Source organism: Massilia sp. 05N420 (genome assembly GCF_056397205.1).
The window spans coordinates 114,379-139,891 of sequence record NZ_JBFTMX010000014.1 but is presented as its reverse complement, the minus strand read 5'-3'; the positions used below and the strand labels follow the sequence as shown (position 1 = coordinate 139,891).

Annotated in this window: 17 protein-coding genes; 11 read left to right on the top strand and 6 right to left on the bottom strand. The window is 66.5% G+C overall.

The annotated features are described in order from the left end of the window. Positions 1–19 precede the first annotated feature (19 nt). Positions 20–1,597 carry a methyl-accepting chemotaxis protein gene (locus AC1DIX_RS10860; RefSeq protein ID WP_477324206.1) on the top strand — a complete coding sequence of 526 codons (1,578 nt, stop codon included), beginning with the start codon at positions 20–22 and terminating at the stop codon, positions 1,595–1,597. A gap of 91 nt (positions 1,598–1,688) precedes the next feature. Then, a complete protein-coding gene (locus tag AC1DIX_RS10855; protein WP_477324204.1) occupies positions 1,689–5,084 on the top strand; it encodes a S41 family peptidase in 3,396 nt (1,131 codons plus the stop codon). A 10-nt stretch (positions 5,085–5,094) separates the two neighbouring features. Here the strand turns inward: AC1DIX_RS10855 and AC1DIX_RS10850 are convergent, their stop codons facing one another. The 3 genes from AC1DIX_RS10850 to prpR all read right to left on the bottom strand — a co-directional run bounded on the left by AC1DIX_RS10850 (position 5,095) and on the right by prpR (position 9,392). Beyond that, positions 5,095–6,273, bottom strand: coding sequence for a trans-sulfuration enzyme family protein (locus tag AC1DIX_RS10850; RefSeq protein WP_477324202.1), 1,179 nt, complete (start codon positions 6,271–6,273; stop codon positions 5,095–5,097). A gap of 10 nt (positions 6,274–6,283) precedes the next feature. Continuing rightward, positions 6,284–7,669 (bottom strand): pyridoxal-phosphate dependent enzyme, encoded by a 1,386-nt coding sequence (locus AC1DIX_RS10845; protein WP_477324200.1) that lies wholly within the window; start codon positions 7,667–7,669, stop codon positions 6,284–6,286. A gap of 94 nt (positions 7,670–7,763) precedes the next feature. After that, a complete protein-coding gene (gene prpR / locus AC1DIX_RS10840) occupies positions 7,764–9,392 on the bottom strand; it encodes a propionate catabolism operon regulatory protein PrpR (protein WP_477324198.1) in 1,629 nt (542 codons plus the stop codon). A 111-nt stretch (positions 9,393–9,503) separates the two neighbouring features. Here prpR and AC1DIX_RS10835 point away from each other — a divergent pair, with 111 nt between their 5' ends. The 3 genes from AC1DIX_RS10835 (at position 9,504) to AC1DIX_RS10825 (ending at position 11,957) form a co-directional block, all read left to right on the top strand. Beyond that, positions 9,504–9,857: a DUF485 domain-containing protein gene (locus AC1DIX_RS10835; RefSeq protein WP_477252549.1), complete on the top strand. Its 354-nt coding sequence runs from the start codon at positions 9,504–9,506 to the stop codon at positions 9,855–9,857. Beyond that, positions 9,854–11,515 carry a cation acetate symporter gene (locus tag AC1DIX_RS10830; RefSeq protein WP_442121700.1) on the top strand — a complete coding sequence of 554 codons (1,662 nt, stop codon included), beginning with the start codon at positions 9,854–9,856 and terminating at the stop codon, positions 11,513–11,515. Before AC1DIX_RS10835 ends, AC1DIX_RS10830 begins: the two co-directional genes overlap by 4 nt. Before the next feature lie 76 nt (positions 11,516–11,591). Then, positions 11,592–11,957 carry a bleomycin resistance protein gene (locus AC1DIX_RS10825; RefSeq protein ID WP_477324196.1) on the top strand — a complete coding sequence of 122 codons (366 nt, stop codon included), beginning with the start codon at positions 11,592–11,594 and terminating at the stop codon, positions 11,955–11,957. Positions 11,958–11,964: 7 nt separating this feature from the next. On the opposite strand, the gene AC1DIX_RS10820 is transcribed toward AC1DIX_RS10825, so the two are convergent. Together AC1DIX_RS10820 and AC1DIX_RS10815 are read right to left on the bottom strand one after the other, a co-directional pair. After that, entirely contained in the window at positions 11,965–13,080 is a 1,116-nt protein-coding gene (locus tag AC1DIX_RS10820) for an alpha/beta fold hydrolase (RefSeq protein WP_477324194.1), read from the bottom strand. 2 nt (positions 13,081–13,082) lie between these two features. Continuing rightward, a complete protein-coding gene (locus tag AC1DIX_RS10815) occupies positions 13,083–14,696 on the bottom strand; it encodes a M20/M25/M40 family metallo-hydrolase (RefSeq protein ID WP_477324192.1) in 1,614 nt (537 codons plus the stop codon). Between the two features lie 268 nt (positions 14,697–14,964). Between AC1DIX_RS10815 and prpB the strand changes: the two genes are divergently transcribed. The 6 genes from prpB to AC1DIX_RS10785 all read left to right on the top strand — a co-directional run bounded on the left by prpB (position 14,965) and on the right by AC1DIX_RS10785 (position 24,382). Beyond that, the gene (prpB, locus tag AC1DIX_RS10810; protein WP_477324190.1) at positions 14,965–15,855 is read left to right on the top strand and encodes a methylisocitrate lyase; all 891 of its coding nucleotides are present in this window, start codon (positions 14,965–14,967) and stop codon (positions 15,853–15,855) included. Between the two features lie 27 nt (positions 15,856–15,882). Then, entirely contained in the window at positions 15,883–17,049 is a 1,167-nt protein-coding gene (gene prpC / locus AC1DIX_RS10805; RefSeq protein WP_442121695.1) for a bifunctional 2-methylcitrate synthase/citrate synthase, read from the top strand. 45 nt (positions 17,050–17,094) lie between these two features. Continuing rightward, on the top strand, positions 17,095–17,619 hold the full coding sequence (locus AC1DIX_RS10800; protein WP_477324188.1) for an N-acetyltransferase family protein: 525 nt from the start codon (positions 17,095–17,097) through the stop codon (positions 17,617–17,619). After that, positions 17,616–20,231 carry a Fe/S-dependent 2-methylisocitrate dehydratase AcnD gene (gene acnD / locus AC1DIX_RS10795; RefSeq protein ID WP_477252540.1) on the top strand — a complete coding sequence of 872 codons (2,616 nt, stop codon included), beginning with the start codon at positions 17,616–17,618 and terminating at the stop codon, positions 20,229–20,231. The genes AC1DIX_RS10800 and acnD overlap by 4 nt, the downstream gene beginning before the upstream one ends. A gap of 56 nt (positions 20,232–20,287) precedes the next feature. After that, positions 20,288–21,490 (top strand): 2-methylaconitate cis-trans isomerase PrpF, encoded by a 1,203-nt coding sequence (gene prpF / locus AC1DIX_RS10790; protein ID WP_477324186.1) that lies wholly within the window; start codon positions 20,288–20,290, stop codon positions 21,488–21,490. Between the two features lie 399 nt (positions 21,491–21,889). Then, entirely contained in the window at positions 21,890–24,382 is a 2,493-nt protein-coding gene (locus tag AC1DIX_RS10785) for a sensor domain-containing protein (RefSeq protein WP_477324184.1), read from the top strand. Here the strand turns inward: AC1DIX_RS10785 and xth are convergent. Further along, positions 24,363–25,127 carry an exodeoxyribonuclease III gene (xth, locus tag AC1DIX_RS10780; protein WP_442121690.1) on the bottom strand — a complete coding sequence of 255 codons (765 nt, stop codon included), beginning with the start codon at positions 25,125–25,127 and terminating at the stop codon, positions 24,363–24,365. The two genes, AC1DIX_RS10785 and xth, sit on opposite strands and share 20 nt — an antisense overlap. Positions 25,128–25,513: the final 386 nt, after the last annotated feature.

Sequence of the window (25,513 nt, the reverse complement as noted above, 5' to 3'; positions counted from 1 at the left end):
TTTAACCAGCATTGCTCCCATGCGACTTGCCAAGCTCCAGACCGGTACCAAGATCCTCGGCGCTTTCGCCGTCGTCTCTGCCGCCATCGCCGTCATCTGCGCCGTCGCCCTGTGGCGCATGCAGGCCGCCGATGCCCTGACCAGCGATCTCGTCAACAACCGCCTGGCCGGCCAGCAGCTGAGTTCCGAACTGCTCGGCGTGGCGCGCCTGAACGGCATGCGCGCCGTCGCCATCGCCCGCAGCGACAGCCTCGAAGTCGGCGACTATTTCCAGGCCCAGCTCGGCCAGGGCGAGCAGGAGGCCACCAGACTCGAATCGCGCATCGCGGCGCTGGCCACCAGCGCGGACGAGCGCAAGCTGCAGCAGCAGGCCGCCGCCGACAAGGCCGCCTACATGAAGGTGCGCCAACAGGTCTTCCAGGCCAAGGACCTCGGCAAGACCGTCGAGGTCGAACAGCTCGCATCCACCAGCCTCTCCGCCACCTTCGATGCCTATACCCGGGCGCTGGGGGCGCTGCTGGCCCACCAGACCCGCCAGGCCCACGCGCTGGCCGCGGCATCGGAAAGCGCCTCGCTGTTCAGCCGCGTCCTGCTGCTGGGCGTCGGCGGCGCCGCGCTGCTGCTCGGCGGCCTGGCCGGCTGGCTGCTCACGCGCAGCATCGTCGCGCCGCTGCAGGACGCCGTGCGGCTGGCCGAACGGGTCGCCCGCGGCGACCTCAGCGCCACCATCCGCCACGCGCGCGGCGACGAGATCGGGCGCCTGTTCGACGCCCTCAACCACATGACCGGCGGCGTCTCCGCCACCGTCGTGAAAGTGCTCGACAGCGCGCGCATGATCGACGACGCCTCGGCCGACCTCGCCGCCGGCAACCGCGACCTGTCGCAGCGCACCGAGCAGCAGGCCAGCAGCCTGCATGCCACCGTGCGCTCGATGGCCGAGCTGACCGAGGCGGTGCAGCAGAATCACGTGAACGCCCACGATGCCAGCGAACTGGCCCTGGCGGCATCCGGCGTGGCGCGCGAAGGGGCGGGCGCGGTCGAGCAGATGGTCGAGCGCATGGCGACGATCCGCCAGTCGGCCGCCAGGATCGGCGACATCACCGCGATGATCGACGGGATCGCCTTCCAGACCAATATCCTGGCCCTGAACGCGGCGGTGGAGGCGGCGCGCGCCGGCGCCGAAGGCCGCGGCTTTGCCGTGGTGGCGAACGAGGTGCGCAGCCTGGCCCAGCATTCGGCCGCGGCCGCCAAGGAAATCAAGAGCCTGATCGCGGAATCGCTCGGCGCCATCGAATCGGGCGCCGGGATTGCCGGCGCGGCCGGCCTGACGATGCGCCAGATCCTCGAGCGCGTGCAGCAGGTGGCCGACCTGCTGGCCGCCATCGATGCCGCCAGCTCCGAGCAGGCCGAGGGCATCGCCCTGGTGCGCCGCACGATCGCGGAGATGGACGAGGCGACCCGCCAGAACGCGGCGATGGTCGAGCAGGCCGCGGCCGCCGCCGGCACCATGCGCGCCCAGGCCGAGCAGCTGACCGGCGTGGTCTCGACCTTCAAGGTGAGGGAGCAGGGCAGGGAGGTGCGGCTGTTGCCGGCCTGAGGTCAACGGCACTCTTTTTTGCACGTATGCACGCCAACTAAGCGTTTCGCTATGGCAAACTCATGTTCTTTAGCAAACTTGCCTAGTGAACATGAACGTGTCCCGCACCCTCCTCGCAATGTCGCTGGCCCTCATCGGCCAGCAGGCGGTCGCCGCCGATCCCTATATCCGTTTCCCCGCCGTGCGCGGCGATACCATCGTGTTCACCGCCGAAGGCGACCTCTGGCGCACCTCCATCGCCGGCGGCAAGGCGACCCGCCTGACCACCCACCMGTCGAGCGAAACCCATGCCGCCATTTCCCAGGACGGCAAGTTGGTCGCCTTCGTCGCTTCCTACGAGGGCGCCCAGGAAGCCTATGTGATGCCGATCGAAGGCGGACTGCCGAAGCGCATCACCTTCGAGAATGGCGGCGTGAGCGTGCTCGGCTGGACGGCCCAGGGCGAAGTCCTGGTCGCCATCGACAACCCGGTCGGCCCGAGCAAGCGCCGCGTGGTCGCCGTGCTCGATCCGGTCAAGCTCACGCGCCGCGTACTGCCGCTCGCCGACGCCAACGATGCCGTGCTGGACGATCTGGGGCGCACCGTCTACTTCACGCGCATGGGCCTGTCCGAGACCCGCGACAACGTGAAGTCCTACCGCGGCGGCGCCCATGCCCGGCTGTGGCGCTTCGACCTGGGTTCGAAGACCGAGGCCGAGCCGCTGTTCAAGGGCGAATCTCTTGACAATCGCGCCAACAACCGCCACGCCATGTGGTGGAACGGCCGCCTGTACTTCATCAGCGATGCGAACGGCGCCGACAATCTGTGGACCTCGCTCCCGGACGGCAGCGACCGCCGCCAGCTCACGCAACACAAGGAATGGGACGTGCGCACCGCCTCGCTCGGCGATGGACGCATCGCCTACCAACTGGGCGCCGACCTGCACGTGTTCGATATCGCGAGCGGGCGCGATTCGCTGGTCCACGCCAGCCTGGTGTCCGACTTCGACCAGCAGCGCCTGCGCCGTGTGAAGTCGCCGCTCGACGCCCTGACCGGCATCGAGGTCGCCAGCAAGCTTGATCGCATCGTCCTCACCGCCCGCGGCAGGGTGACGATCGCCGGCACCGGCAGCCATCGCCGCGTCGAGATCGCGGTGCCGGAAGGCGCGCGTGCCCGCGGCGCCGTCTTCAGCCACGACGACAAGTGGATCTATGCCATCGCCGACACCAGCGGCGAGAACGAGATCTGGCGCTATGCGGCCGACGGTTCCGGCCACGGCGAACGCCTGACCACGGACGGCGCCAGCCACCGCCTGGGCCTTTACCCGTCCCCGGACGGCAAATGGCTGGCGCACACCGACAAGAAGGGCCGCACCTGGCTGCTCGACCTGGCCAGCAAGGCCAACGTCATCATCGACGATGCCGGCCAGGCCGGCCTCGAGCGTCCGGACCAGGTGGTCTGGTCGCCGGACAGCCGCAACCTGGCCTTCGTGCGCGACGGCAGCAGCGAACGGCGCAGCCAGATCGGCATGCTGAACCTGGCCAGCCGCAAGCTCAGCTTCGTCACCACCGATCGCTACGAAGCCAGCTCGCCGGCCTTCTCGCCGGACGGTAAATGGCTGTACTTCCTCTCCGCGCGCCACTTCAACCTGGGCAATGCCTCGCCCTGGGGCGACCGCAATATGGGCCCGGTGTTCGACAAGCGCGTGGGCGTGTATGCGCTGGCGCTGCAGCCCGGGGTGCGCTTCCCGTTCAAGCCGGAAGACGAGCTGACCAAGCCGGAAGAGAAGTCGCCGGAGGCGGCGGCCAAGGCGGCCGTGAAGTCGCCCGGCGCGGAAGAGGCGGATGCCGCCAAGAGCGCGGCAGTCGCCGCCGCCGCCGCCGCGGCGGAAGCCAGGGCGGGTGCCGACAAACCGGCGGCGCCGCTGCCTCCGATCGTGTACGAGGGCCTGCGCGAGCGCCTGTACGAAGTGCCGCTCGCAGCGGGTAACTACAGCGCCCTCGCCGTCGACGACAAGCGTCTCTACCTGCTGGACGCCGGCGACGACGAGCGCGCCAAGGGCACCCTCAAGACCCTCGCCATTTCGCGCAGCAGCCCGCAACCCGAAACCTTCGCCGCCAATGTGCGCGAATTCGGCCTGTCCACCGACCGCAAGCACGTCTTCTACCGCACTTTCGCCAAGGGCGCGCCGGGCGACATGCTGATCGTCGACGCCGCCGCCAAGGCGCCCGCGGATCTCACGAAGTCCAAGGTCAAGGTCGACGACTGGGCGGTCAGCTCGAACCCGCGCATGGAATGGAAGCAGATGTTCAACGACGCCTGGCGCATGCACCGCGACTTCCTGTACGACGCCAACATGCGCGGCATCGACTGGAACGCCGCGCGTACGCGCTATGCGCCGCTGGTCGAGCGCGTGACCGACCGCGCCGAACTGGACGACGTGCTGGGCATGATGATCGGCGAGGTCGGCGCGCTGCACTCGCAGATCCGTCCGGGCGACGTGCGCCGCGCGCCCGCCGAGGGCACGCCCGCCAGCCTGGGCGCGGTGCTGACCCGGGTGGCCGACGGTTACCGCGTCGACCACGTCTACCGCAGCGAGCCGGAGCTGCCGTCCGAGGCCGGTCCGCTGGCCGCGCCGGACGTCCAGGTCAGGGAAGGCGACATCATCACGGCCGTCAACGGCAAGTCGCTGCTGGAAGCGCGCGACATTTCCGACCTGCTGCTGGACACCGCCGGCAAGCAGGTGCTGCTGAACGTGAAGAGCCCGGGCGCCAAGGATGCGCGGGGTAAAGCTGAACTGCGCGCCGTCATCGTCACCCCGGTCACGATGGCGACCCATGCCAGCCTGCGCTACGCCGACTGGGAGCAGGGCAGGGCCCAGCAGGTCGAGAGCGCCTCGAAAGGCAAGATCGGCTACCTGCACCTGCGGGCGATGGTGGCGCGCGACATCAACGCCTTCGCGCGCGACTTCTACGCCAACATCAACAAGGACGGCCTGATCATCGACGTGCGCCGCAATAACGGCGGCAATATCGACAGCTGGATCATCGAAAAGCTGCTGCGGCGCGCCTGGGCCTTCTGGTCTTCGAACGGCAAGCAGCCTTATTCGAACATGCAGAACACCTTCCGCGGCCACCTGGTGGTGCTGACGGACGAGCTGACCTATTCGGACGGCGAAACCTTCGCCGCCGGCGTCAAGGCCCTGAAGCTCGGCCCGCTGGTCGGCAAGCGCACCGCCGGCGCCGGCGTCTGGCTCAGCGACGGCAACGGCCTGCTTGATAACGGCATGGCGCGGGTCGCCGAGAACGGCCAGTTCTCGACCGATGGCGAGTGGCTGATCGAAGGCGTCGGCGTGACCCCGGATGTCGAGGTCGACAACCTGCCTTTCGAGACCTTCAACGGGCGCGACCGCCAGCTCGAGGTGGCCCTCGAGCTGCTGGAGAAGAAGATGAAGGAAGAGCCGGTGAAGCCGTTGAAGCCGGCGGCGATTCCGGCCCTGAAGCGCTGAGTTTCGCCCTTCAAACGGCGGCCAGCGCCCGCGCCAGATCGGCGCGCTGGTCGTCGATGTGCTCGATGCCGACCGACAGCCGGATCAGGCCGTCGCCGATGCCGAGCAGCGCCCGCTGCTCCGGCGGGATGGTCGCATGGGTCATGATGGCCGGGTGCTCGATCAGGCTCTCGACTCCGCCCAGGCTCTCGGCCAGGGTGAAGATCTCGCAGTGTTCCAGGAAGCGGCGCGCCCCGGCCAGGTCGGTATCGAGGTCGATCGAGATGATGCCGCCGTAGCCGTGCATCTGGCGCCGCGCCAGCTCGTGCTGGGGATGCGAGGCCAGGCCGGGATAGAACACCCGGCTGACCTTGCGCTGGCTTTCCAGCCAGCCCGCCAGTTCCAGCGCATTCGCCGAGCTGCGCTCGACCCGCAGCGCCAGGGTCTTGATCCCGCGCAGCACCAGGAAGCTGTCGAATGGTCCCTGGATCGCGCCCACCGCGTTCTGGATGAAGCCGAGGCGCTCGCGCAAGGTCTGGTGGCGCGCTTCCGTGCCGACCACGGCGACGCCGCCGATCACGTCCGAATGGCCGTTCATGTACTTGGTGGTCGAGTGCACCACGATGTCGATGCCGTGCTCCAGCGGACGCTGGACGATGGGGCTGGCGAAAGTGTTGTCGCACACGCTGAGGACGCCGCGCTCGCGGCACAGGGTGGCAATGGCGTGCAGGTCGGCCAGCTTCAGCATCGGGTTGGTCGGCGTCTCCACCCACACCATCCTGGTTTCCGGACGCAGGGCATTGGCGACGGCCAGCGGATCGGTCAGGTCGACGTAGGTGAAATCGTGGCCGGCGCTGTGGCGGCGCACCCTTTCGAACAGGCGGTAGGTGCCGCCGTACATGTCGTCGCCGGCCACGATGTGGGAGCCGGCGGGCAGCAGTTCCAGCACCGCGGAGATGGCGGCCAGGCCGGACGCGAAGGCGAAGGCCGCGCCGCCGCTTTCGATGTCGGCCACGCAGCGTTCCAGCGCCCAGCGGGTCGGGTTGTGCGAGCGGCCGTAGTCGAGGCCCTTGTGCACGCCCGGGCTTTCCTGGGCAAAGGTCGAGGTCGCGTAGATGGGCGGCATCACCGCGCCGGTGGCGGGGTCGGGTGCCTGGCCGCCGTGGATGACGCGGGTGGCCAGATGGCGCTTGCTTTCTCTATCGTTCATTTCACTCATTTCATTTCAATGTTCTGCGCAGGTGGTTGAGGAGGTCGAAGCGCGTGATCAGCCCGTAGAAATGATCGCCTTCCGCGATCACGGCGGTCAGGCCGCGGTCGAGGATCTCGCGCAACTGCTGCATGCCGGCCGAAGGCGGCAGGGTCTGCAGCTCGGAAGTCATGGTGCCGGATACCGGGGCCTGGAAGTGTTGCTGGTCTTGCGTCACGTGCAGCAGCAGGTCGGATTCGTCGATCAGTCCGACCAGGCGGCCGCGGTCGACAACCGGCAGCTGGGCCAGGTCGGCGCTTCGCATGCGGTTGAAGGCGGTCAGCAGCGGGTCGGTCGGGGACACGGTGACGACTTCGCCGTCGTCGAAGCGGCGCCCGATCAGGTCGCGCAGGTCGCCGGTACGCGGCCGGTGCAGCAGGCCCTGGTCGACCATCCAGCCGTCGCTGTAGACCTTGGTGAGGTAGCGGGTGCCGGTGTCGCACACGAAGGTGACCACGCGCTTCGGCGTGGTCTGCTCGCGGCAGTAGCGCAGGGCGGCCGCCAGCAGGGTGCCGGTCGAGGAACCGGCCAGCAAGCCTTCCTGGCGCAGCAGGGCGCGCGCGGTGTTGAAGCTTTCCTCGTCGCCGATGGAGTAGGCGCGGCGCACCCGCGACAGGTCGGCGATCGCCGGAATGAAATCCTCGCCGATGCCCTCGACCGCCCACGAGCCGGACACCTCGGACACGCGCCCGGTACGCACGTACTCGGCCAGGATCGAACCCTCGGGGTCGGCCAGCACGAATTCGAGCGCCGGTTGCACCTTCTCGAAGTAGCGCGACAGGCCGGTGAGGGTGCCGGAAGAACCGACCCCGACCACGATGGCGTCCACCTCATGCCGCATCTGTTCCCAGATCTCGGGACCGGTGGTGGTCTCGTGGGCCCAGGGGTTGGCCGGATTGTTGAACTGGTCGGCGAACCAGGCGCCGGGAATCTCGCGGGCCAGGCGCGCGGCATAGTCCTGGTAGTACTCGGGATGGCCCTTGCCGACGTCCGAGCGGGTCAGGTGGATCTCGGCGCCGAGGGCCTTCAGGTGCAGGACTTTTTCGGCCGCCATCTTGTCCGGCACCACCAGCACCACGCGGTAGCCCTTGATGCGGGCCACCAGGGCCAGGCCGAGGCCGGTATTGCCGGCGGTGGCCTCGACCACCGTGCCGCCCGGCTGCAGGCGGCCATCCTTTTCCGCGGCCTCGATCATGGCGCGGCCGATGCGGTCCTTGATGGAACCGCCAGGATTCTGGGACTCGAGCTTGAGAAATAACTGGCAGGGGCCGGTGTCCATCCGGGTGACCTCGACCAGCGGGGTGTTGCCGATCAGCGAAAAGATTGCAGCGGATGACGCGGGTTGCGCGGTTTCCATATCTCCTCCAAGGTGGCCAGGTCGTCAAAAAAAGACGAGCATAGGACGCCTGTTGGCGTCCCGGCTTGGGGAAGATTAACTCTTTTGAGGAAAGTCAGGCGCCGGATTTCAGGCGCCGCCACAGCGTGGTCCGGCTGATCCCCAGGTGGCGGGCTGCGGCGTCGCGCTGGCCGCCGAAACGGGCCAGCACCTCGGCCACGCTTTCATGCGGCGATGGAAGAACGGCCGCGGCGGGCGGGGGAGCGGACGGGGCCGGAGCCGGCGAGGGCAGGGCCTGGCCCAGCTCCGGCGCTACCGACAGCAGGAAGGCCGGCGTCAGGGCCTGCAGCGGCTCGGCGGCCAGGAACAGCGCCAGCCTCTCCATCAGGTTGCGCAGCTCGCGCACATTGCCCGGCCAGGCATAGGCCTGCAGGAGCGGCGCGCAGGCGGCGATCTCGGCGGCCTGGTTCGGATGCGGACGGGCGCTGAGGGCCGCCATCGCGTTCTTCAGCGACCATTCGGCCAACTGCGGGATGTCGGCGCGGCGCTCGCGCAGGGGCGGCAGCGCCAGGCGCAGCACCGCCAGGCGGTAGAACAGGTCGGCGCGGAAGCGTCCCTCGCGCACGCGGGCGTCGAGGTCGCAGTGGGTGGCGCTGATCACCCGCACGTCGATCGGCACCGGCCGCGTGCCGCCCACCCGCATCACTTCGCGTTCTTCCAGCACGCGCAGCAGGCGGGTCTGCAGGCTAAGGGGCATCTCGCCGATCTCGTCCAGGAACAGGGTGCCGCCGTTGGCCGCTTCGAACAGGCCGGCGCGCCCGCCGCGCCGCGCACCGGTGAAGGCGCCTTCCTCGTGCCCGAACAGCTCGGATTCCAGCAGCGACTCGGCGATCGCGCCGCAGTTCACGGCGACGAAGGGACGCAGGGCGCCGCGGCGCGGACTCTCGCGGTGGATGGCCTGGGCCACCAGCTCCTTGCCGCTGCCGGTCTCGCCCTGGATCAGCACCGTGGCCGGCGAACGTGCGTACAGCACCACGGCCTGGCGCAGCCGCTCCATCGCCGGCGAGTCGCCGCGCAGGTCGTTCAGGCCGCGCCGCGCGCGCCGCGGATCGGGGCTGACGCGCCGTCCGCGCCCCGCTTCCAGGCGGGTCAGGCGCGCCATCTCCAGCGCATCGTCGAAGGCCTGGCGGATCGAGGCCGCCGAATACACGAACACCGCCTTCAGGCCGGCTTCCTCGGCCAGGTCGGTAATCAGGCCGGCGCCGACGATCGCCCCGATCCCGTCCGCTTTCAGCTCGTCGATGGCGGCCCGCGCATCCTCCTCGGTCACATAGGTGCGCTGGACGATGGACAGGCCGAAGGTGGCGGCGAACTCCGCCAGTTCCGGCATCGGCTGCTGGTAGCTGATCACCGCGACCCGCGGCGACAGGCGGCGCGCCCGCGCCAGCGCCTGCATCACGTCGCTGCCGCTGGCCTTCGCCACCACCACCGGCACCGAGACCCGTCCCTTCAGGTAGGCGGCGTTGGAGCCGGCCGCGATCACGACGTCGCAGTGCTCAAGCGCCATGCGTTCGCGGATATGGCGCGCGGCGTCGTCGAAGCCCAGGTGCAGCGGCTCGATCTGGGCCAGGTGGTCGTATTCGAGGGTGATGTCGCGGAACAGATCGGACAGGCGGGACACGGAAACGGTCCAGATCACAGGCTTGTCGAGGCCCTCGTGCAGGGTGCGGGTGGGATGACTCATATCGCAAGTGTAGTGGAATCCGACCCATGCCGTAAGAATCGGGTAAGGACCGGCCCGTAGGATCGCAAACAGCCTGCATAAAAGGCATCACTAAAAGTATTGGAGACAAAAGTGGATCAAGACATTGTTCAACGGGTCAAGAGCGACCCGAATTACCAGAAGCTGGTCAAGACCCGCTCCCGCTACGGCTGGATGCTGACCTGGGCCGTGATGGTCGTGTATTACGGCTTCACCCTGCTGAACGCCTTCGACAAGGAATTCATGGGTTCCCGCATCGGTGCGGGCGTGATGTCCTGGGGTGTGCCCCTGGGCCTGTTCGTGATCCTGTTCACGGTCGTCGTCACCGGCATCTACGTGCGCCGCGCGAACAAGGAATTCGACGCCCTGACCGACGCCATCCAGCGCAATGCCGCCGCCGGCCAGCCCGCACAGACCAACCAGCCGAACAAGGTGCGCGCAGCATGAAGAACCTGATCCGTAACGCCAGCGCGCTGGCCGTCCTGGCGGCCGCCAACGCCGCCATCGCCGCGCCCGACCTGGGCCAGGCCACCAAGCAGGCCACCAACTGGACCGCGATCACGATGTTCGCTGTGTTCGTCATCCTGACCCTGTTCATCACCAAGTGGGCCGCCAAGCGCACCCGCTCGGCGTCCGACTTCTACACCGCGGGCGGCGGCATCACCGGCTTCCAGAACGGTCTCGCCATCGCCGGCGACTTCATGTCGGCCGCTTCTTTTCTGGGCATCTCGGCCGCGGTGTTCGCCAACGGCTTCGATGGCCTGATCTACGCGATCGGCTTCCTGGTCGGCTGGCCCGTCATCACCTTCCTGATGGCCGAGCGCCTGCGCAACCTGGGCCGTTTTACCTTCGCCGACGTCGCCGCCTACCGCTTCGCCCAGAAACCGGTGCGCATGTTCGCCGCCTCGGGCACCCTGGTCACCGTGCTGTTCTACCTGATCGCCCAGATGGTCGGCGCCGGCCAGCTGATCAAGCTGCTGTTCGGCCTGGACTACAGCATCGCCGTGGTGCTGGTCGGTATCCTGATGATGGTGTACGTGCTGTTCGGCGGCATGACCGCCACCACCTGGGTCCAGATCATCAAGGCCGTGATGCTGCTGGCGGGCGCCTCCTTCATGGCGTTCTCGGTGCTGGCCATGTACAACTTCAGCCCGGAAGCGCTGTTCGCCAAGGCCGTCGAAGTGCACGCCAAGAAGGACTCGATCATGGGCCCGGGTAACTTCATCAAGGACCCGATCTCCGGCATCTCCTTCGGCATGGCGCTGATGTTCGGCACCGCCGGGCTGCCGCACATCCTGATGCGCTTCTTCACCGTCCCGAGCGCCAAGGAAGCGCGCAAGTCGGTGCTGTGGGCCACCACCTGGATCGGCTATTTCTACATCCTTACCTTCATCATCGGCTTCGGCGCGATCGTGCTGGTCGGTACCAACCCGGCCTTCAAGGATGCGGCAGGCAAGCTCCTGGGCGGTAACAACATGGCGGCCGTGCACCTGGCGAACGCGGTCGGCGGCGACGTCTTCCTCGGCTTCATTTCGGCCGTGGCCTTCGCGACCATCCTCGCGGTGGTGGCCGGCCTGACCCTGTCGGGCGCCTCGGCCGTCTCGCACGACATCTACGCCACCGTCATCAAGAAGGGCCAGCCGGCCCCGGGCAGCGAACTGCGCGTCTCGAAGATCACCACCATCATCCTCGGCATCATCGCCGTGGGCCTGGGCTATGTGTTCGAAACCGTGAACGTCGCCTTCATGGTGTCGCTGGCCTTCGCGATCGCCGCCTCGGCCAACTTCCCGGTGCTGTTCATGTCGGTCCTGTGGAGCAAGTGCACCACCCGCGGCGCCACCATCGGCGGCTTCCTGGGCCTGATCACGGCCGTGGGCCTGACCGTGCTGTCGAAATCGGTGTGGGTCGACGTCTTCCACAACAAGACCGAGATCTTCCCGTACACCTCGCCGGCCCTGTTCTCGATGATCGTCGGCTTCGTGGGCGTGTGGCTGTTCTCGATCACCGACAAGAGCCCGCGCGCGGCGATCGACAAGGCTGGTTTCGAGGCGCAGGAAGTGCGTTCGGAGACTGGTATCGGCGCCGCCGCCGCATCGGCACACTGATCCGCCGCTGCTGTACACTGAACCCGAAAGCCGGTTTCCGGCCTTCGGGTTCTTTATTTGGGAAGGGGCGGGGAAGATGATACCGATACTGGTCGTGCGCGACATCCAGGAAGCCATCGCCTTCTATACGCGCGTGCTCGATTTCGAGCTGCGCTTCAGCTGGCCCGAGGAATCCGCGTGCTACGCGGGCCTGGCCAGGGGCAAGGAAGAGCTGCACCTGAACCTGACGCCCGGGGAAGGCCGCTTCGGCCATTCCAGCGTCATCGTCCTGTGCGAGGACGTGGATGCCCTGTTTTCAGGCTTCGTCGCGCGCGGATTGAATCCGCCCACCCGGCCGGAGTCGCCGGTGCACGCCGGCCCGCTCGAGCAGACCTGGGGCACCCGCGAATTCTACGTCGACGACCCGAGCGGAAACACGCTGGTCTTCCAGCAGCGCCGCTGAAGCTGCGTCAGGGCGCGACGTCGCCCGCCTTCTCCGCAAACGGCCGCGCATGGCGCACCAGCGACACCAGGGTCTTCCCCGGCTCCTCGTTGAAGATCTCGTGGGCCGAATGCTCGAACCACACCAGCCGCTTCGACGGCGCCTTCACCTTCCCGAACCATTCCGCGGTGGCCGATGAGGACACGTTGTAGTCGTGCCGTCCGTTGAAGATCAGGATCGGGCAGCGGAATGTCGTGTAGCCGCTGAAGTCCATCGAGATCGTCTCCGCCAGCAGCCGGCTGGACGAGAATTCGGTGGCGTCCCAGATGGTCTTCAAATCCGCATCCGTGTATTCCGGCGACAGCTTCACCGCGGCCGCCTCGGCGTCGAAGCCGGTCCTGCCGTACACCGCGCCGCCGTAGCGGCCCAGCCATTTGCGCTGCAGGTAGAGGTCCTTCAGTGCTACCTGCTTGCCCGGCTGGGCGTAGGGCGCGATCGATTCCAGCTCGCGCACCGCCTCGAGATTGTTCTCCTTCTTCGCCGCATCCATCGCGAAGCGCCAGCCGCGCCGCTCGCTTTCCGGCGCATCCGTGATCTGGCCGATGCCGATATAGGCGTGCAGCCAGTCAGGATGGCGCTGCGCCAGTTCGATGCCGAGCGAGCTGCCCCATGAGTGCCCCATCACGTAGATGCGCTGCTTGCCGAATTCCTTGCGCAGCCAGGCCACCATCTCCTCGGCGTCGGCCAGCATGCGGGCGCGGGTCATGGTCGGCGCTACCTTGCCCGGATCGTTGGCGGCATAGGTCTTGCCGGCGCCGCGCTGGTCCCATTGCACGACCGTGAAATACTCTTCCCAGCCGCGCTGGAAGTACCAGCTGGTCGGCATCGCCACATAGCCCGGGCCGCCGTGCAGCATCAGCAGCACCGGGTTGCGGCGGTCGGCGCCGCGCACACTGATCCACTGCTCGATGCCGCCGATCCTGACCGCCTGCGTCCTTTCGATGCCCTGCGAGGTGACGATGCGGCGCATGTCGGCGACGATCTTCACCGCCTCGGCGCGGCTGGCGATGCCGTCGGCCCGGGCGTTCGCACCCGGACCGGCCAGCAGCAGCGCGCAGGCAAGCGATGCGTATGCGCGCCTCATCCTCATTCCTTGGCCGGATCGCGGTAGTGGAAGGGATCGGTCGGCGTCGGCTGCTTCGGCAGCACGTTGCGCGGCATCGGTGTGTCGCTCTCGGCCGCCTGCAGCAGCACGGTGGCCATGATCACCGCGGCCTGGCGCAGGTCTTCGGTGCGCAGGTGGTCGAAGGTGTCGAGGTTCGAATGGTGCACGCGCGAACCGTAGTCGAGCGGGTCCTGGATGAACTGGAAGGCGGGCAGGCCCATGCCGGCCATGATCTGGTGGTCGGTGCCGCCGGTCTTCTTGGCCACGACCTTGTTCGCACCCAGGCTGTCGAAGGGAGCGAGCCAGTTCTTCAGCACAGGTATCGCCGCGAAGTTACCCTCGGCATAGATACCACGGATCTTGCCCGAGCCGTTGTCGAGGTTGAAGTAGGCGGCCATCTCGTCATAGCCGGGCAGCGGCGTGACCGGGTAGGTCTCCCACATGAATTCGGGCAGTTTGGCGTGCTCCGGATTGCTCGGGCGCGGGCGGGTCGCGATGTGATTTTTGATATAGGCGAGGGAGCCCAGCAGGCCTTGTTCCTCGCCCGACCACAGCGCAAAGCGGATGGTGCGCTTGGGCTTCACGCCCAGCTGCGAGAGGATGCGCGCCGCTTCCATCACCACCACCGAGCCGGCGCCGTTGTCGGCGGCGCCGTCGCCGGCCACCCAGCTGTCGAGGTGGGCGCCGGCCATCACGTAGCCGGCCTGGGGATCGCTGCCCGGGATCTCGGCCAGGATGTTGTAGGCGTTCGTGTCGCGGTCGTCGAAGTGGACATTGCTGTTCAGTTCGAGCTTCACTTCGCCGACCTTGGCCAGGCGCGCCAGGCGGCGGTAGTCTTCGGCCGCCATCTCGACTTCGGGCAGGGAGACGGTGTCGCCCTTGCGGTGGAAGTAGCCTTCGCCCTGCACCAGGCCGCCGTTACGGTAGGACATCTTGACCAGCGCGACCGCTCCTTCCGCCGCCATGAAGCGGTCGATCTCGCGCGCCTGCTCGAAGTATTTCTTGTACAGGTCGAACGACTGGTCCGGATCGTAGTGCGGCTGGTCGTAGGTCGACAACTTGCCCAGTTCGGCCTCGTCGTAGCGCTTGAAGGTGGCGCTGGTGTCGTCCTTCGGCACCTCCGGATAGCTGACCAGCACGATCCTGCCTTTCACCTTGCCCTTGTACTGGGCCAGGTCGCGCACGTTGCGGACCGGCGCCACCACGATAGTCGCGCTCACGGTGCCACGGGTCGCCGGTGTCCAGGCCACCGGGATCGCGGTCAGGGCCAGCGGTCGCGGCGCCACCATGCGCACGCTCGAGGATTCGATCCACCAGCCGCGCCCGAAATCGTAGCCTTCGGCGTGGACATTCTTCAGGCCCCAGCTCGTGAACATCTGCTGGGTCCACTTTTCCGCCTGGCGCATCGCCGGCGAATTGGTCATGCGGCCGCCGATGCGGTCGCTCAGGTAKGCGGCCAGGTTCACGACCTGGCCACGGTTATAGCCTTCGTCGGCGACGCGGTTGATGGTGTTGGCGTCGACCGGTTCGGCATGGGCGCCGAAGCAGAGCAGGGCGATGCCGGCGAGCAGGCCGGCCTTACGAATGTCGCACATAGATCCTCTTGGTTGTTTTTGTCAAAAAGGAATTGCGCAGGGGATTCTACGCCTGAGCAACTCAGCTGTGCGAACAGGATCCAGGCTTGCGTGTTGCGCAACGATGTTTCAAAATGAAACGTTCGTGAAACATCGATGCCGAAACACGCAGGGCGAAACGGCGCAAGTGCTTGAAAACACGGGGCAAGGCGCCAGCGATTGGCTTGGCACGCCGTTTGCATTAGTGAGGGCATATTCCCGTCAACGCATCATTGAAAGGTAAGAGGACATGAGCCAACTCTCCGCAGGCGCCAAATTCCGCCAGGCCGTGCAGGAAGAACATCCGCTGCAGGTGATCGGCGCGATCAACGCCAACCACGCCCTGCTGGCCAAGCGCGCCGGCTACCGCGCGATCTACCTGTCGGGCGGCGGCGTGGCTGCCGGCTCCCTGGGCCTGCCCGACCTCGGCATCTCGGGCCTGGAAGACGTGCTGATCGACGTGCGCCGCATCACCGACGTCTGCGACCTGCCGCTGCTGGTCGACATCGACACCGGCTTCGGCTCGTCCGCCTTCAACGTGGCCCGCACCGTGCGCTCGCTGATCAAGGCCGGCGCCGGCGCCTGCCATATCGAAGACCAGGTCGGCGCCAAGCGCTGCGGCCACCGACCGGGCAAGGAGATCGTCAGCCAGGGCGAGATGGTCGACCGCGTGAAAGCCGCCGTCGACGCCCGCACCGACGACAACTTCGTCATCATGGCGCGCACCGATGCGCTGGCCGTCGAGGGCCTGGACAAGGCCGTGGAGCGCGCGGTCGCCTGCGTCGAAGCCGGCGCCGACATGATCTTCCCGGAAGCGATCACCAGCCTCGAGATGTACGCCCAGTTCAAGAAGGCGGTCAAGGTGCCGATCCTCGCGAACATCACCGAATTCGGCGCGACCCCGCTGTTCAGCGTCGAAGAGTTGAAAGGTGCCGACGTCGACATCGTGCTGTATCCGCTGTCGGCTTTCCGCGCCATGAACAAGGCCGCCGAGAACGTCTACGAGACCATCCGCCGCGAAGGCAGCCAGAAGAGCGTGGTCGACACCATGCAGACCCGCGCCGAACTGTACGACCGCATCGATTACCATAGCTTCGAGCAGAAGCTCGATGCCCTGTTTGCCCAGAACAAAGCCAAATAATTCATCGAATACGGAGATATCAAGACCATGACCGATCAGACCAGCCAAACCGAGACCCCGACTTTCAAACCCAAGAAATCGGTCGCCCTGTCCGGCGTCGCCGCCGGTAACACCGCGCTGTGCTCGGTGGGCCGCTCCGGCAACGACCTGCACTACCGCGGCTACGACATCCTGGACGTGGCCGACACATCCGAATTCGAAGAGATCGCCTACCTGCTGGTGCACGGCAAGCTGCCGACCGCCGCCGAACTGAAAGGCTACAAGGCCAAGCTGAAGATGTTGCGCGGCCTGCCGCAAGCGGTGAAGAGCGCGCTGGAAGCCCTGCCGGCCGCCTCGCACCCGATGGACGTGATGCGCACCGGCGTCTCGGTGCTGGGCTGCACCCTGCCGGAAAAGGACGACCACAACATCCCGGGCGCGCGCGACATCGCCGACCGCCTGATGGCGTCAACGGGTTCGATGCTGCTGTACTGGTACCACTTCAGCCATAACGGCAAGCGCATCGAAGTCGAGACCGACGACGACTCGATCGGCGGTCACTTCCTGCACCTGCTGCACGGCCAGAAGCCATCCGATGAGTGGGTGAAAGCGATGCACACTTCGCTGATCCTGTACGCCGAACACGAGTTCAATGCCTCGACCTTCACCGGCCGCGTGATCGCCGGCACCGGTTCCGACATCTACTCGGCCATCACCGGCGCGATCGGCGCGCTGCGCGGTCCGAAGCACGGCGGCGCCAACGAAGTCGCCTTCGAGATCCAGAAGCGCTACGAGAACCCGGACGAAGCCGAAGCCGACATCCGCAACCGCGTCGCCAACAAGGAAGTCGTGATCGGCTTCGGCCACCCGGTGTACACGATCTCGGACCCGCGCAACAAGGTGATCAAGGAAGTAGCCCGCGATCTGTCGGCGAGCGCCGGTTCGATGAAGATGTTCGACATCGCCGAGCGCCTGGAAACGGTCATGTGGGAAGTGAAGAAGATGTTCCCGAACCTGGACTGGTTCTCGGCGGTGTCCTACCACATGATGGGCGTGCCGACCGCGATGTTCACGCCGCTGTTCGTGATCGCGCGTACCTCGGGCTGGTCGGCACACATCATCGAGCAGCGTATCGACAACAAGATCATTCGTCCGAGCGCGAACTATGTCGGTCCGGAGGATCTGAGGTTCGTGCCGCTGGCGGAGCGTAAGTAAACCACTGCCGTCATCCCCGCTTTCGCGGGGATGACGAAGGATGACATGAACGACCCGACTATCCGCCGACTCACCCCAAGCGACACAGCCGCCTACCGCGAGCTGCGCCTGGCCAGCCTGCGCGAGTTCCAGTTCGCGCACGGTCCCGACTACGAAGAAGCGCTCGGCAAATCCCTCGCCTGGCATGCGGAGCGCCTTGCCAGGCCGGACTACCACTGGTTCGGCGCTTTCGACCGTGAACTTCTGGTCGGCGCCATCTGCCTGCGCGCCAAGGAGGGCAGGCGGCTGCGTCACGTCGCCAGCCTGAACAGCCTGATGGTCGGGCGCGAGCATCAGGGCGCCGGCATCGGGCGACTGCTGACGGCGCATCTGATCGCCTTCGCCCGCTCGCTCGGCCACCTCCGGCAGCTCACGCTGGTGGTCAACGAGGACAACGCGCCGGCCCGTCGCCTGTACGACAGCCTCGGCTTCCAGCAATTCGGCGTCCAGCCGGATGCCATCTTTCACGAAGGCCGGTACTGCGCCACGCAGCACCTGCTCTTATCTCTGGTTTCACCTGATCCATCATGAACAGCCAATATCGCAAACCCCTGCGCGGACAGGATGCCGCCCAGACCAATCTGCACTACTTCGACGCCAAGGCCGCAGTCGAGGAAATCCAGCCGGGCGCCTGGGACGGCCTGCCTTACACCTCGCGTGTGCTGGCCGAAAACCTGGTACGCCGCTGCGAGCCGCAGGCCCTGGTGCCTTCGCTGAAGCAGCTCATCGAACGCAAGCGGGACCTCGATTTCCCATGGTTCCCGGCGCGCGTGGTCTGCCACGATATCCTGGGCCAGACCGCCCTGGTCGACCTGGCCGGCCTGCGCGACGCCATCGCCCTGCAAGGCGGTAATCCGGCCCTGGTCAATCCGGTGGTGCCGACCCAGCTGGTGGTCGACCACTCGCTGGCGGTCGAGTGCGGCGGCTTCGATCCGGACGCTTTCGCCAAGAACCGCGCCATCGAAGACCGCCGCAACGAAGACCGCTTCGACTTCATCGAGTGGACCAAGAAGGCCTTCCAGAACGTCGACGTGATCCCGCCGGGGAACGGCATCCTGCACCAGATTAACCTCGAACGCATGAGCCCCGTGGTCCAGGTAAAGGATGGCGTGGCCTTCCCGGACACCCTGGTCGGCACCGACTCGCATACCCCGATGGTCGATGCGCTGGGCGTGATCGCGATCGGCGTCGGTGGCCTGGAAGCGGAGAGCGTCATGCTGGGCCGTGCTTCCTATATGCGGCTGCCGGACATCGTCGGTGTCGAGCTGACCGGGAAACCGCAGCCCGGCATCACCGCCACCGACATCGTGCTGGCGCTGACCGAATTCCTGCGCAAGTCGAAAGTCGTCTCCGCCTACCTTGAATTCTTCGGCGAGGGTTCGGCGAACCTGACCCTGGGCGACCGCGCCACGATCTCGAACATGGCCCCCGAATACGGCGCCACCGCAGCCATGTTCTCGATCGACGAGCAGACCATCAAGTACCTGAAGCTCACCGGCCGCGACGACGAACTGGTGAAGCTGGTCGAGACCTATGCGAAGGAAGCGGGCCTGTGGTCCGACACCCTGGCGAACGTCGAGTACGAACGCACCCTGCATTTCGACCTGTCGACCGTGGTGCGCAACATCGCCGGACCCTCCAACCCCCACAATCGCGTGCCGACTTCGGAACTGGCGGCCCGGGGCATCGCCGGCAAGGTCGAGAATGAGCCGGGCCTGATGCCGGACGGCGCCGTGATCATCGCCGCCATCACCAGCTGCACCAACACCAACAACCCGCGCAATATGATCGCCGCCGGCCTGATCGCGCGGAACGCCAACAAGCTGGGACTGCTGCGCAAGCCCTGGGTGAAATCGTCGCTGGCGCCAGGCTCGAAGGCCGTGGCGCTCTACCTGGAAGAGGCGGGCCTGCTGCCGGAACTGGAAAAGCTGGGCTTCGGCATCGTCGCCTTTGCCTGCACCACCTGCAACGGCATGTCGGGCGCGCTGGACCCGGTCATTCAAAAAGAAGTGGTCGAGCGCGACCTGTACGCGACCGCCGTCCTGTCCGGCAACCGCAACTTCGACGGCCGCATCCACCCCTATGCCAAGCAAGCCTTCCTGGCTTCGCCGGCGCTGGTGGTGGCTTATGCGATCGCCGGCACGATCCGCTTCGACATCGAGAAGGACGTGCTGGGCGTCGATGCCTCCGGCCGCGAGATCAGGCTGGCCGACATCTGGCCGAGCGATGCCGAGATCGACGCCGTGGTCGAGCAGTCGGTCAAGCCGCAGCAGTTCCGCAATGTGTACGACGTGATGTTCGCGCGCCAGGAGACGACGGAAGAAGCCGTGTCGCCGCTGTACGACTGGCGCCCGATGAGCACCTATATCCGCCGTCCGCCGTACTGGGAAGGCGCGCTGGCCGGCGAGCGCACCATGAAAGGCATGCGCGCACTGGCGGTGCTGGGCGATAACATCACCACCGACCACCTGTCGCCGTCGAACGCCATCATGATGAACTCCGCGGCCGGCGAATACCTGCACAAGATGGGCCTGCCGGAAGAGGACTTCAACTCCTACGCGACCCACCGCGGCGACCACCTGACGGCCCAGCGCGCAACCTTCGCCAATCCAACGCTGAAGAACGAAATGGTGCGCAATGCCGACGGCAGCGTGCGCGCCGGCTCGCTGGCCCGCATCGAGCCGGAAGGGCAGGTCACGCGCATGTGGGAAGCGATCGAGACCTATATGGAACGCAAGCAGCCGCTGATCGTGGTGGCCGGTGCCGACTATGGCCAGGGCTCCTCGCGCGACTGGGCGGCCAAGGGCGTGCGCCTGGCGGGCGTGGAAGCCATCGTGGCCGAAGGCTTCGAGCGCATCCACCGCACGAACCTGGTCGGCATGGGCGTGCTGCCGCTGGAATTCCAGCCGGGCACCACCCGCCTGACCCTGGGCCTGGACGGTACCGAGACCTATGACGTGGTGGGCGAGCGCACGCCGCGCGCGACGCTTACGCTGGTCATCCATCGCAAGAACGGCGAGACGGTCGAGGTGCCGGTGATCTGCCGCCTGGATACGGCGGAAGAGGTGTCGATCTACGAGGCCGGCGGCGTGCTGCAGCGGTTTGCGCAGGACTTTTTGGCGACCACCAAAGTCGCTGCATGATATTGAACCCGTCATTCCCGGCAATGCCGGGAATGACGGTTTTGGAGCTAACACATATGGCCCACGTCCCACAGATTAAAATCCCCGCCACCTACATGCGTGGCGGCACCAGCAAGGGCGTCTTCTTCCGCCTCCAGGACCTGCCCGAAGCGGCGCAAGTCCCCGGCGAGGCGCGCGACAAGCTCTTGATGCGCGTGATCGGCAGCCCCGACCCCTACGGCAAGCAGATCGACGGCATGGGCGGCGCCACTTCCAGCACCAGCAAGACCGTCATCGTCGGCAAGGCCACGCGCCCGGACCACGACGTCGACTACCTGTTCGGCCAGGTCTCGATCGACAAGCCCTTCGTCGACTGGAGCGGCAACTGCGGCAACCTGTCGGCGGCGATCGGCCCCTATGCCATCGCCAACGGTTTCATCGACGCCGGCCGTATTCCGGAAAACGGTAGCGTCACCATCCGCATCTGGCAGGCGAATATCCAGAAAACCATCGTCGCCCACGTGCCGGTCACCAATGGCCAGGTCCAGGAAACCGGCGACTTCGAGCTGGACGGCGTGACCTTCCCGGCGGCCGAAGTGCAGCTCGAGTTCATGGACCCGGCGTCCGAGGAGGGCGAGGGCGGCGAAGGGGGGAGCAATTCGATGTTCCCGACCGGGAACCTGGTCGACGAGCTGGAGGTGCCCGGTGTCGGCACCCTGAGAGCCACGATGATCAACGCCGGCATTCCCACCATCTTCGTGAACGCTCTGGATGTCGGCTACAAGGGCACCGAGCTGCAGGACGACATCAACGGCGACCCGAAGGCGCTGGCGATGTTCGAATCGATCCGCGCCCACGGCGCCATGCGCATGGGCCTTATCGCGCACGTGGAGGAAGCCGCGCGCCGCCAGCACACGCCGAAGGTCGCCTTCGTCGCGCCGCCCGCCGATTACACGGCGTCGAGCGGCAAGCAGGTGAAAGCGCACGACATCGACCTGCTGGTGCGCGCGCTCTCGATGGGCAAGCTGCACCACGCGATGATGGGCACGGCGGCGGTGGCGATCGGCACCGCGGCGGCGATTCCCGGTACCCTGGTCAGCCTGGCCGCCGGCGGCCGTGCGCACGAGGCCGTGCGTTTCGGCCACCCGTCCGGCACCCTGCGCGTCGGCGCCCAGGCCGGGCAGGTGGATGGCGACTGGGTCGTCAAAAAGGCCGTGATGAGCCGCAGCGCCCGTGTGCTGATGGAGGGCTGGGTACGCATCCCCGGCGACGCTTTCTAAGAGCGACTCCAGGAGCGCATTCAGCCGATGAGCCCGCCGTACAACACGGCGGGCCTTTTTTTTGCCAGTTTGATATTTCCGGTGATTTGTGGTTTATGATTCCCATGGGAAATAGAGGTCCGATGGACGGACCCGGAGACTGGAACAAGGGATGGATCGTGTAACGAGCAAACCGGCCCTGGTGGCCGAAGCGCTGGCGCTGCTCGCGGCGCCGGCATGCGCCTGCGACGCGCAGGGGATGATTTGGGCGGCCAACGAGGCGCTCGAGCGGCTGCTCGGTGCGCCGATCGAGGGCCGCACGCTGCCGGCGCTGTTCTGCGAGCGCAGCGTCCCGCAGGCGCTGCACGAGACCGCCGCACTGGCCAGGCCGACCAGCGCGCCCGCCTGGAGCAGGCCGCGGTGCTCGAACACGCCCCGGTCGGCATCGTCGTCACCTTGCCGCATATGGTCAAGTCCTGCAATCCGCGCATGGCCCAGATGCTGGGCTACGATGCCTGCGAGCTGGTCGGACGCGACCCGGTCGAGTTCTTCTTCTCGCGGACGCAGTACGCAGCCTTCATGGAGAAGGCGATCCAGGTCCTGGCCGCCGGCGAGCTGTTCGAACAGGCCGAGATCCAGCTGCGCCGCCGCGACGGCTCGCTGATCTGGTGCCGCATCCGCGCCAAGGCGGTCGACATGACCTCGCGCGAGGCCGGCACGATCTGGATCCTGGAAGACGTCACCGAGGCGCGCCAGGCCCTGATCGAGGTGCAGGCGATCATGACCAACGCCTCGATCGGCATCTTCTTCACCCGCGAGCGCGTCATCACGCGCGCCAACAGCAGCTTCGACCGCATGTTCGGCTACCGGGAGGGCGAGACCCTGGAACGGCTGACGCGGATCCTGTATGCCGACGACCAGTCTTTCGACGCGCTGGGCGTGGCGGCCTACAGCGTGCTCGGGCAGGGCAAGCCCTTCGAGGCCGAGAGCACCATGGTGCGCAAGGACGGCACGCCGATGTGGGCCAGGCTGATCGGCTATGCGATCAACCGTGAGGCGCCGGCCAAGGGTACGATCTGGATGATCGAGGACCGCACCCGCCAGAAGTGCGACGAGGAATCGCTGCGCAACGCCCTGCTGGAAAACCAGGCCATCCTCGACAACGCGGTGCTGGGCATCGCGGTGGTCGAGCACGGGCGCACGCTGCGCTGCAATCGCAAGATGGAAGAGCTGTTCCGCTATCCCGGCGCCGCGATCGAGGGCACCTCGGTGCGCGCGCTCTATCCGGACGCGGCCAGCTGGGACGAGGCGCGTCGCCAGACCCGCTCCGACTTCGCGGCCGGGCGTGTGCACATGGCCGAATACCAGCTGATGCGGCGTGACGGCACGCGCTTCTGGGCGCGCCTGTCGGGCCGGCCTTTCGACCTGGCCGAGAGCAGCGGCCGCAGCGTCTGGCTGATCGACGACGTCACCGACCAGCGCGAGGCTGCCGACGCCCTGCGCCGGGCGCGCGACGAACTCGAAGTGAGGGTCCACGAGCGTACCGCCGAACTGGCCGGCGCAAACCGGCTGCTGCAGGCCGAGATCGTCGAGCGCCGCCAGGCCGAGGCACGGGTCCACCACATGGCCTATCATGACGCCCTGACCGGGCTGCCGAACCGCGCGCTCCTCTCCGAACGCCTGGACCGGGCGATGCTGGCGGCGCGCCGCGAGGGCCGCAAGCTGGCCGTGATGTTCATCGACCTGGACCGCTTCAAGACCATCAACGATTCGCTCGGCCACCTGACCGGCGACCACCTGCTGAAGGAAGTCGCGAACCGCCTGTGCAAGGTGGTGCGCGCGGTCGACACCGTGGCGCGCCTGGGCGGCGACGAATTCGTGGTGCTGGTGCCGGGCGTGCGCGCGGCCGAGGAATGCGCGCTGGTCGGCGAGAAGATCATCGGCGCGCTGGCCGAGCCGGTGCGCTTCGAAGGCCGCAGCCTGCATATCTCGCCCTCGATCGGCATCTGCCTGTGCCCGGACGACGGCGAAGACGTCGAGACCCTGATGCGCAAGGCGGACGCCGCGATGTACCACGCCAAGGCCTCGGGCCGCAACAACTACCAGTTCTTCGCCGAGCGCATGAACGTGGCGGCGGCGCGCCATTTCGAACTCGAGACCAGCCTGCGCGGGGCCCTCGAACGCCATGAATTCACGCTGTTCTACCAGCCCATCGTCTGCATGCGGGAGCGCAGCGTGAGAGGCCTGGAAGTGCTGCTGCGCTGGCGCCGTCCCGGCCACGGCCTGGTCGCGCCCGACGATTTCATCCCGATGCTGGAGGAGAACGGCCTGATCGTGCCGGTGGGGGAGTGGGTGATCCGCGCCGCCTGCGAACAGGCGGTGGCGTGGCAGCGCACGGGGCTGCCGGCGGTGCCGCTGGCGATCAACCTGTCGGCGCGCCAGTTCATGCAGCGCGGCCTGATCGAATCGATCCGCCGCATCCTCATTGATACCGGCATCGACCCGAGCCTGCTCGAATTCGAGATCACCGAGACCGCGCTGATGCAGCACGGCCAGCAGACTCTGGAGACGCTGGGGCAGATCTCGAAGATGGGCATCCGCCTGTCGATCGACGACTTCGGCACCGGCTATTCGAGCCTGGCCTACCTGAAGCGCTTCCCGGTCCACAAGATCAAGATCGACCGCGCCTTCGTGCGCGACCTGGAATCGAGCAGCGAAGACCAGGCGATCGTCGCCGCCATCATGGCGCTGGCCGGCAGCCTGCAGCTGTCGGTGGTGGCCGAAGGGGTGGAGACCGAGGGCCAGATGGACCTGCTGCGCCAGCACGGCTGCGCTTATCTTCAGGGCTACCTGTTCGCGAAGCCGGCCGCCGCCGAGGAGATACCGCCGCTGTTCAGTCGAGCGTTGCGATGACCGGGGTGTGGTCGGAAGGCTGCTCCCACTTGCGCGGTTCGCGGTCGATCGTGCAGGCGGTGCAGCGCTGCGCCAGGCCCGGCGACAGCAGGATGTGGTCGATGCGCAGGCCGCGGTTGCGGCGGAAGGCCATCATCCGGTAGTCCCACCAGCTGTACTGCTTTTCCGGCTGTTCGAACAGCCGGAAGGCGTCCGTCAGCCCCAGGCCGAACAGCGCGCGCAGGGCTTCGCGCTCCGGTTCGGAGCAGTGGATCTGGCCTTCCCACTCGGCCGGATCGTGGACGTCGCGGTCGTCCGGCGCGATGTTGTAGTCGCCCAGGATCGCGAAGTCCGGATGCGCCGCCATCTCTTCCTTCACCCACTCGCGCAGGGCGGACAGCCAGGCCATCTTGTAGGCGTACTTGTCGGAGCCGACCGCCTGGCCGTTCACCACATAGGCGCAGATGATGCGCACGCCCTGCACGGTGGCGGCGATCAGGCGCTGCTGCTCGTCCGGGAAGTGCGGGTTGTTGCGCACCACGTCGCTCAGCGGATGCCGGGAGAGGATGGCGACCCCGTTATACGTCTTCTGGCCGGTGAAGGCGACCTCGTAGCCGGAGGCGTTGATCTCTGCGACGGGGAATTTGTCGTCGGTGAGCTTGGTTTCCTGGATGCAGAGCACGTCGACCGGATTGGCGGCAAGCCATTGCAGCAGGTGCGGCAGGCGCACTTTGAGGGAGTTTACGTTCCAGGTGGCAATTTTCATTAATGTGAGCGTCGAAAGATCAAACAGACCTGCATCTTAATAGCTCAACCGGCTTATGAGAACGTCTTTAGTCGATGCCTGTCGGAATTACTTACAGGACAGCGGAAATCCTTTAACGGGAAAACGCTAACTATTTGATTTTATGAAATTTCTTCAAGGAGGAATGAATGTTGCTTTACCTCGGTTGCGAGACGGTAAGGCGATTTCAGCTACCTGTTGTATTTGTGGAGGGTTTCCTTTTGAAACCATGCTCAATTGCAATAATTTGTAGAAAATGCAATGGTGATGACGTAAAATCATTGCTCGATAAGAAAAACATATGACAGGTCTGGCAAACACGGCCTGACTGTGACAAGATGTAACAATCGGGGCAAGACGCGGAACGA

Excerpts from the sequence above, each read along its gene's own strand:
- AC1DIX_RS10860 (WP_477324206.1), top strand. The coding sequence starts at position 20 with ATGCGACTTGCCAAGCTCCAGACCGGTACCAAGATCCTCGGCGCTTTC.
- AC1DIX_RS10850 (WP_477324202.1), bottom strand. The coding sequence starts at position 6,273 with ATGAACGATAGAGAAAGCAAGCGCCATCTGGCCACCCGCGTCATCCAC.
- AC1DIX_RS10845 (WP_477324200.1), bottom strand. The coding sequence starts at position 7,669 with ATGGAAACCGCGCAACCCGCGTCATCCGCTGCAATCTTTTCGCTGATC.
- prpR (WP_477324198.1), bottom strand. The coding sequence starts at position 9,392 with ATGAGTCATCCCACCCGCACCCTGCACGAGGGCCTCGACAAGCCTGTG.
- AC1DIX_RS10830 (WP_442121700.1), top strand. The coding sequence starts at position 9,854 with ATGAAGAACCTGATCCGTAACGCCAGCGCGCTGGCCGTCCTGGCGGCC.
- AC1DIX_RS10825 (WP_477324196.1), top strand. The coding sequence starts at position 11,592 with ATGATACCGATACTGGTCGTGCGCGACATCCAGGAAGCCATCGCCTTC.
- AC1DIX_RS10820 (WP_477324194.1), bottom strand. The coding sequence starts at position 13,080 with ATGAGGCGCGCATACGCATCGCTTGCCTGCGCGCTGCTGCTGGCCGGT.
- prpB (WP_477324190.1), top strand. The coding sequence starts at position 14,965 with ATGAGCCAACTCTCCGCAGGCGCCAAATTCCGCCAGGCCGTGCAGGAA.
- prpC (WP_442121695.1), top strand. The coding sequence starts at position 15,883 with ATGACCGATCAGACCAGCCAAACCGAGACCCCGACTTTCAAACCCAAG.
- AC1DIX_RS10800 (WP_477324188.1), top strand. The coding sequence starts at position 17,095 with ATGAACGACCCGACTATCCGCCGACTCACCCCAAGCGACACAGCCGCC.
- acnD (WP_477252540.1), top strand. The coding sequence starts at position 17,616 with ATGAACAGCCAATATCGCAAACCCCTGCGCGGACAGGATGCCGCCCAG.
- prpF (WP_477324186.1), top strand. The coding sequence starts at position 20,288 with ATGGCCCACGTCCCACAGATTAAAATCCCCGCCACCTACATGCGTGGC.
- xth (WP_442121690.1), bottom strand. The coding sequence starts at position 25,127 with ATGAAAATTGCCACCTGGAACGTAAACTCCCTCAAAGTGCGCCTGCCG.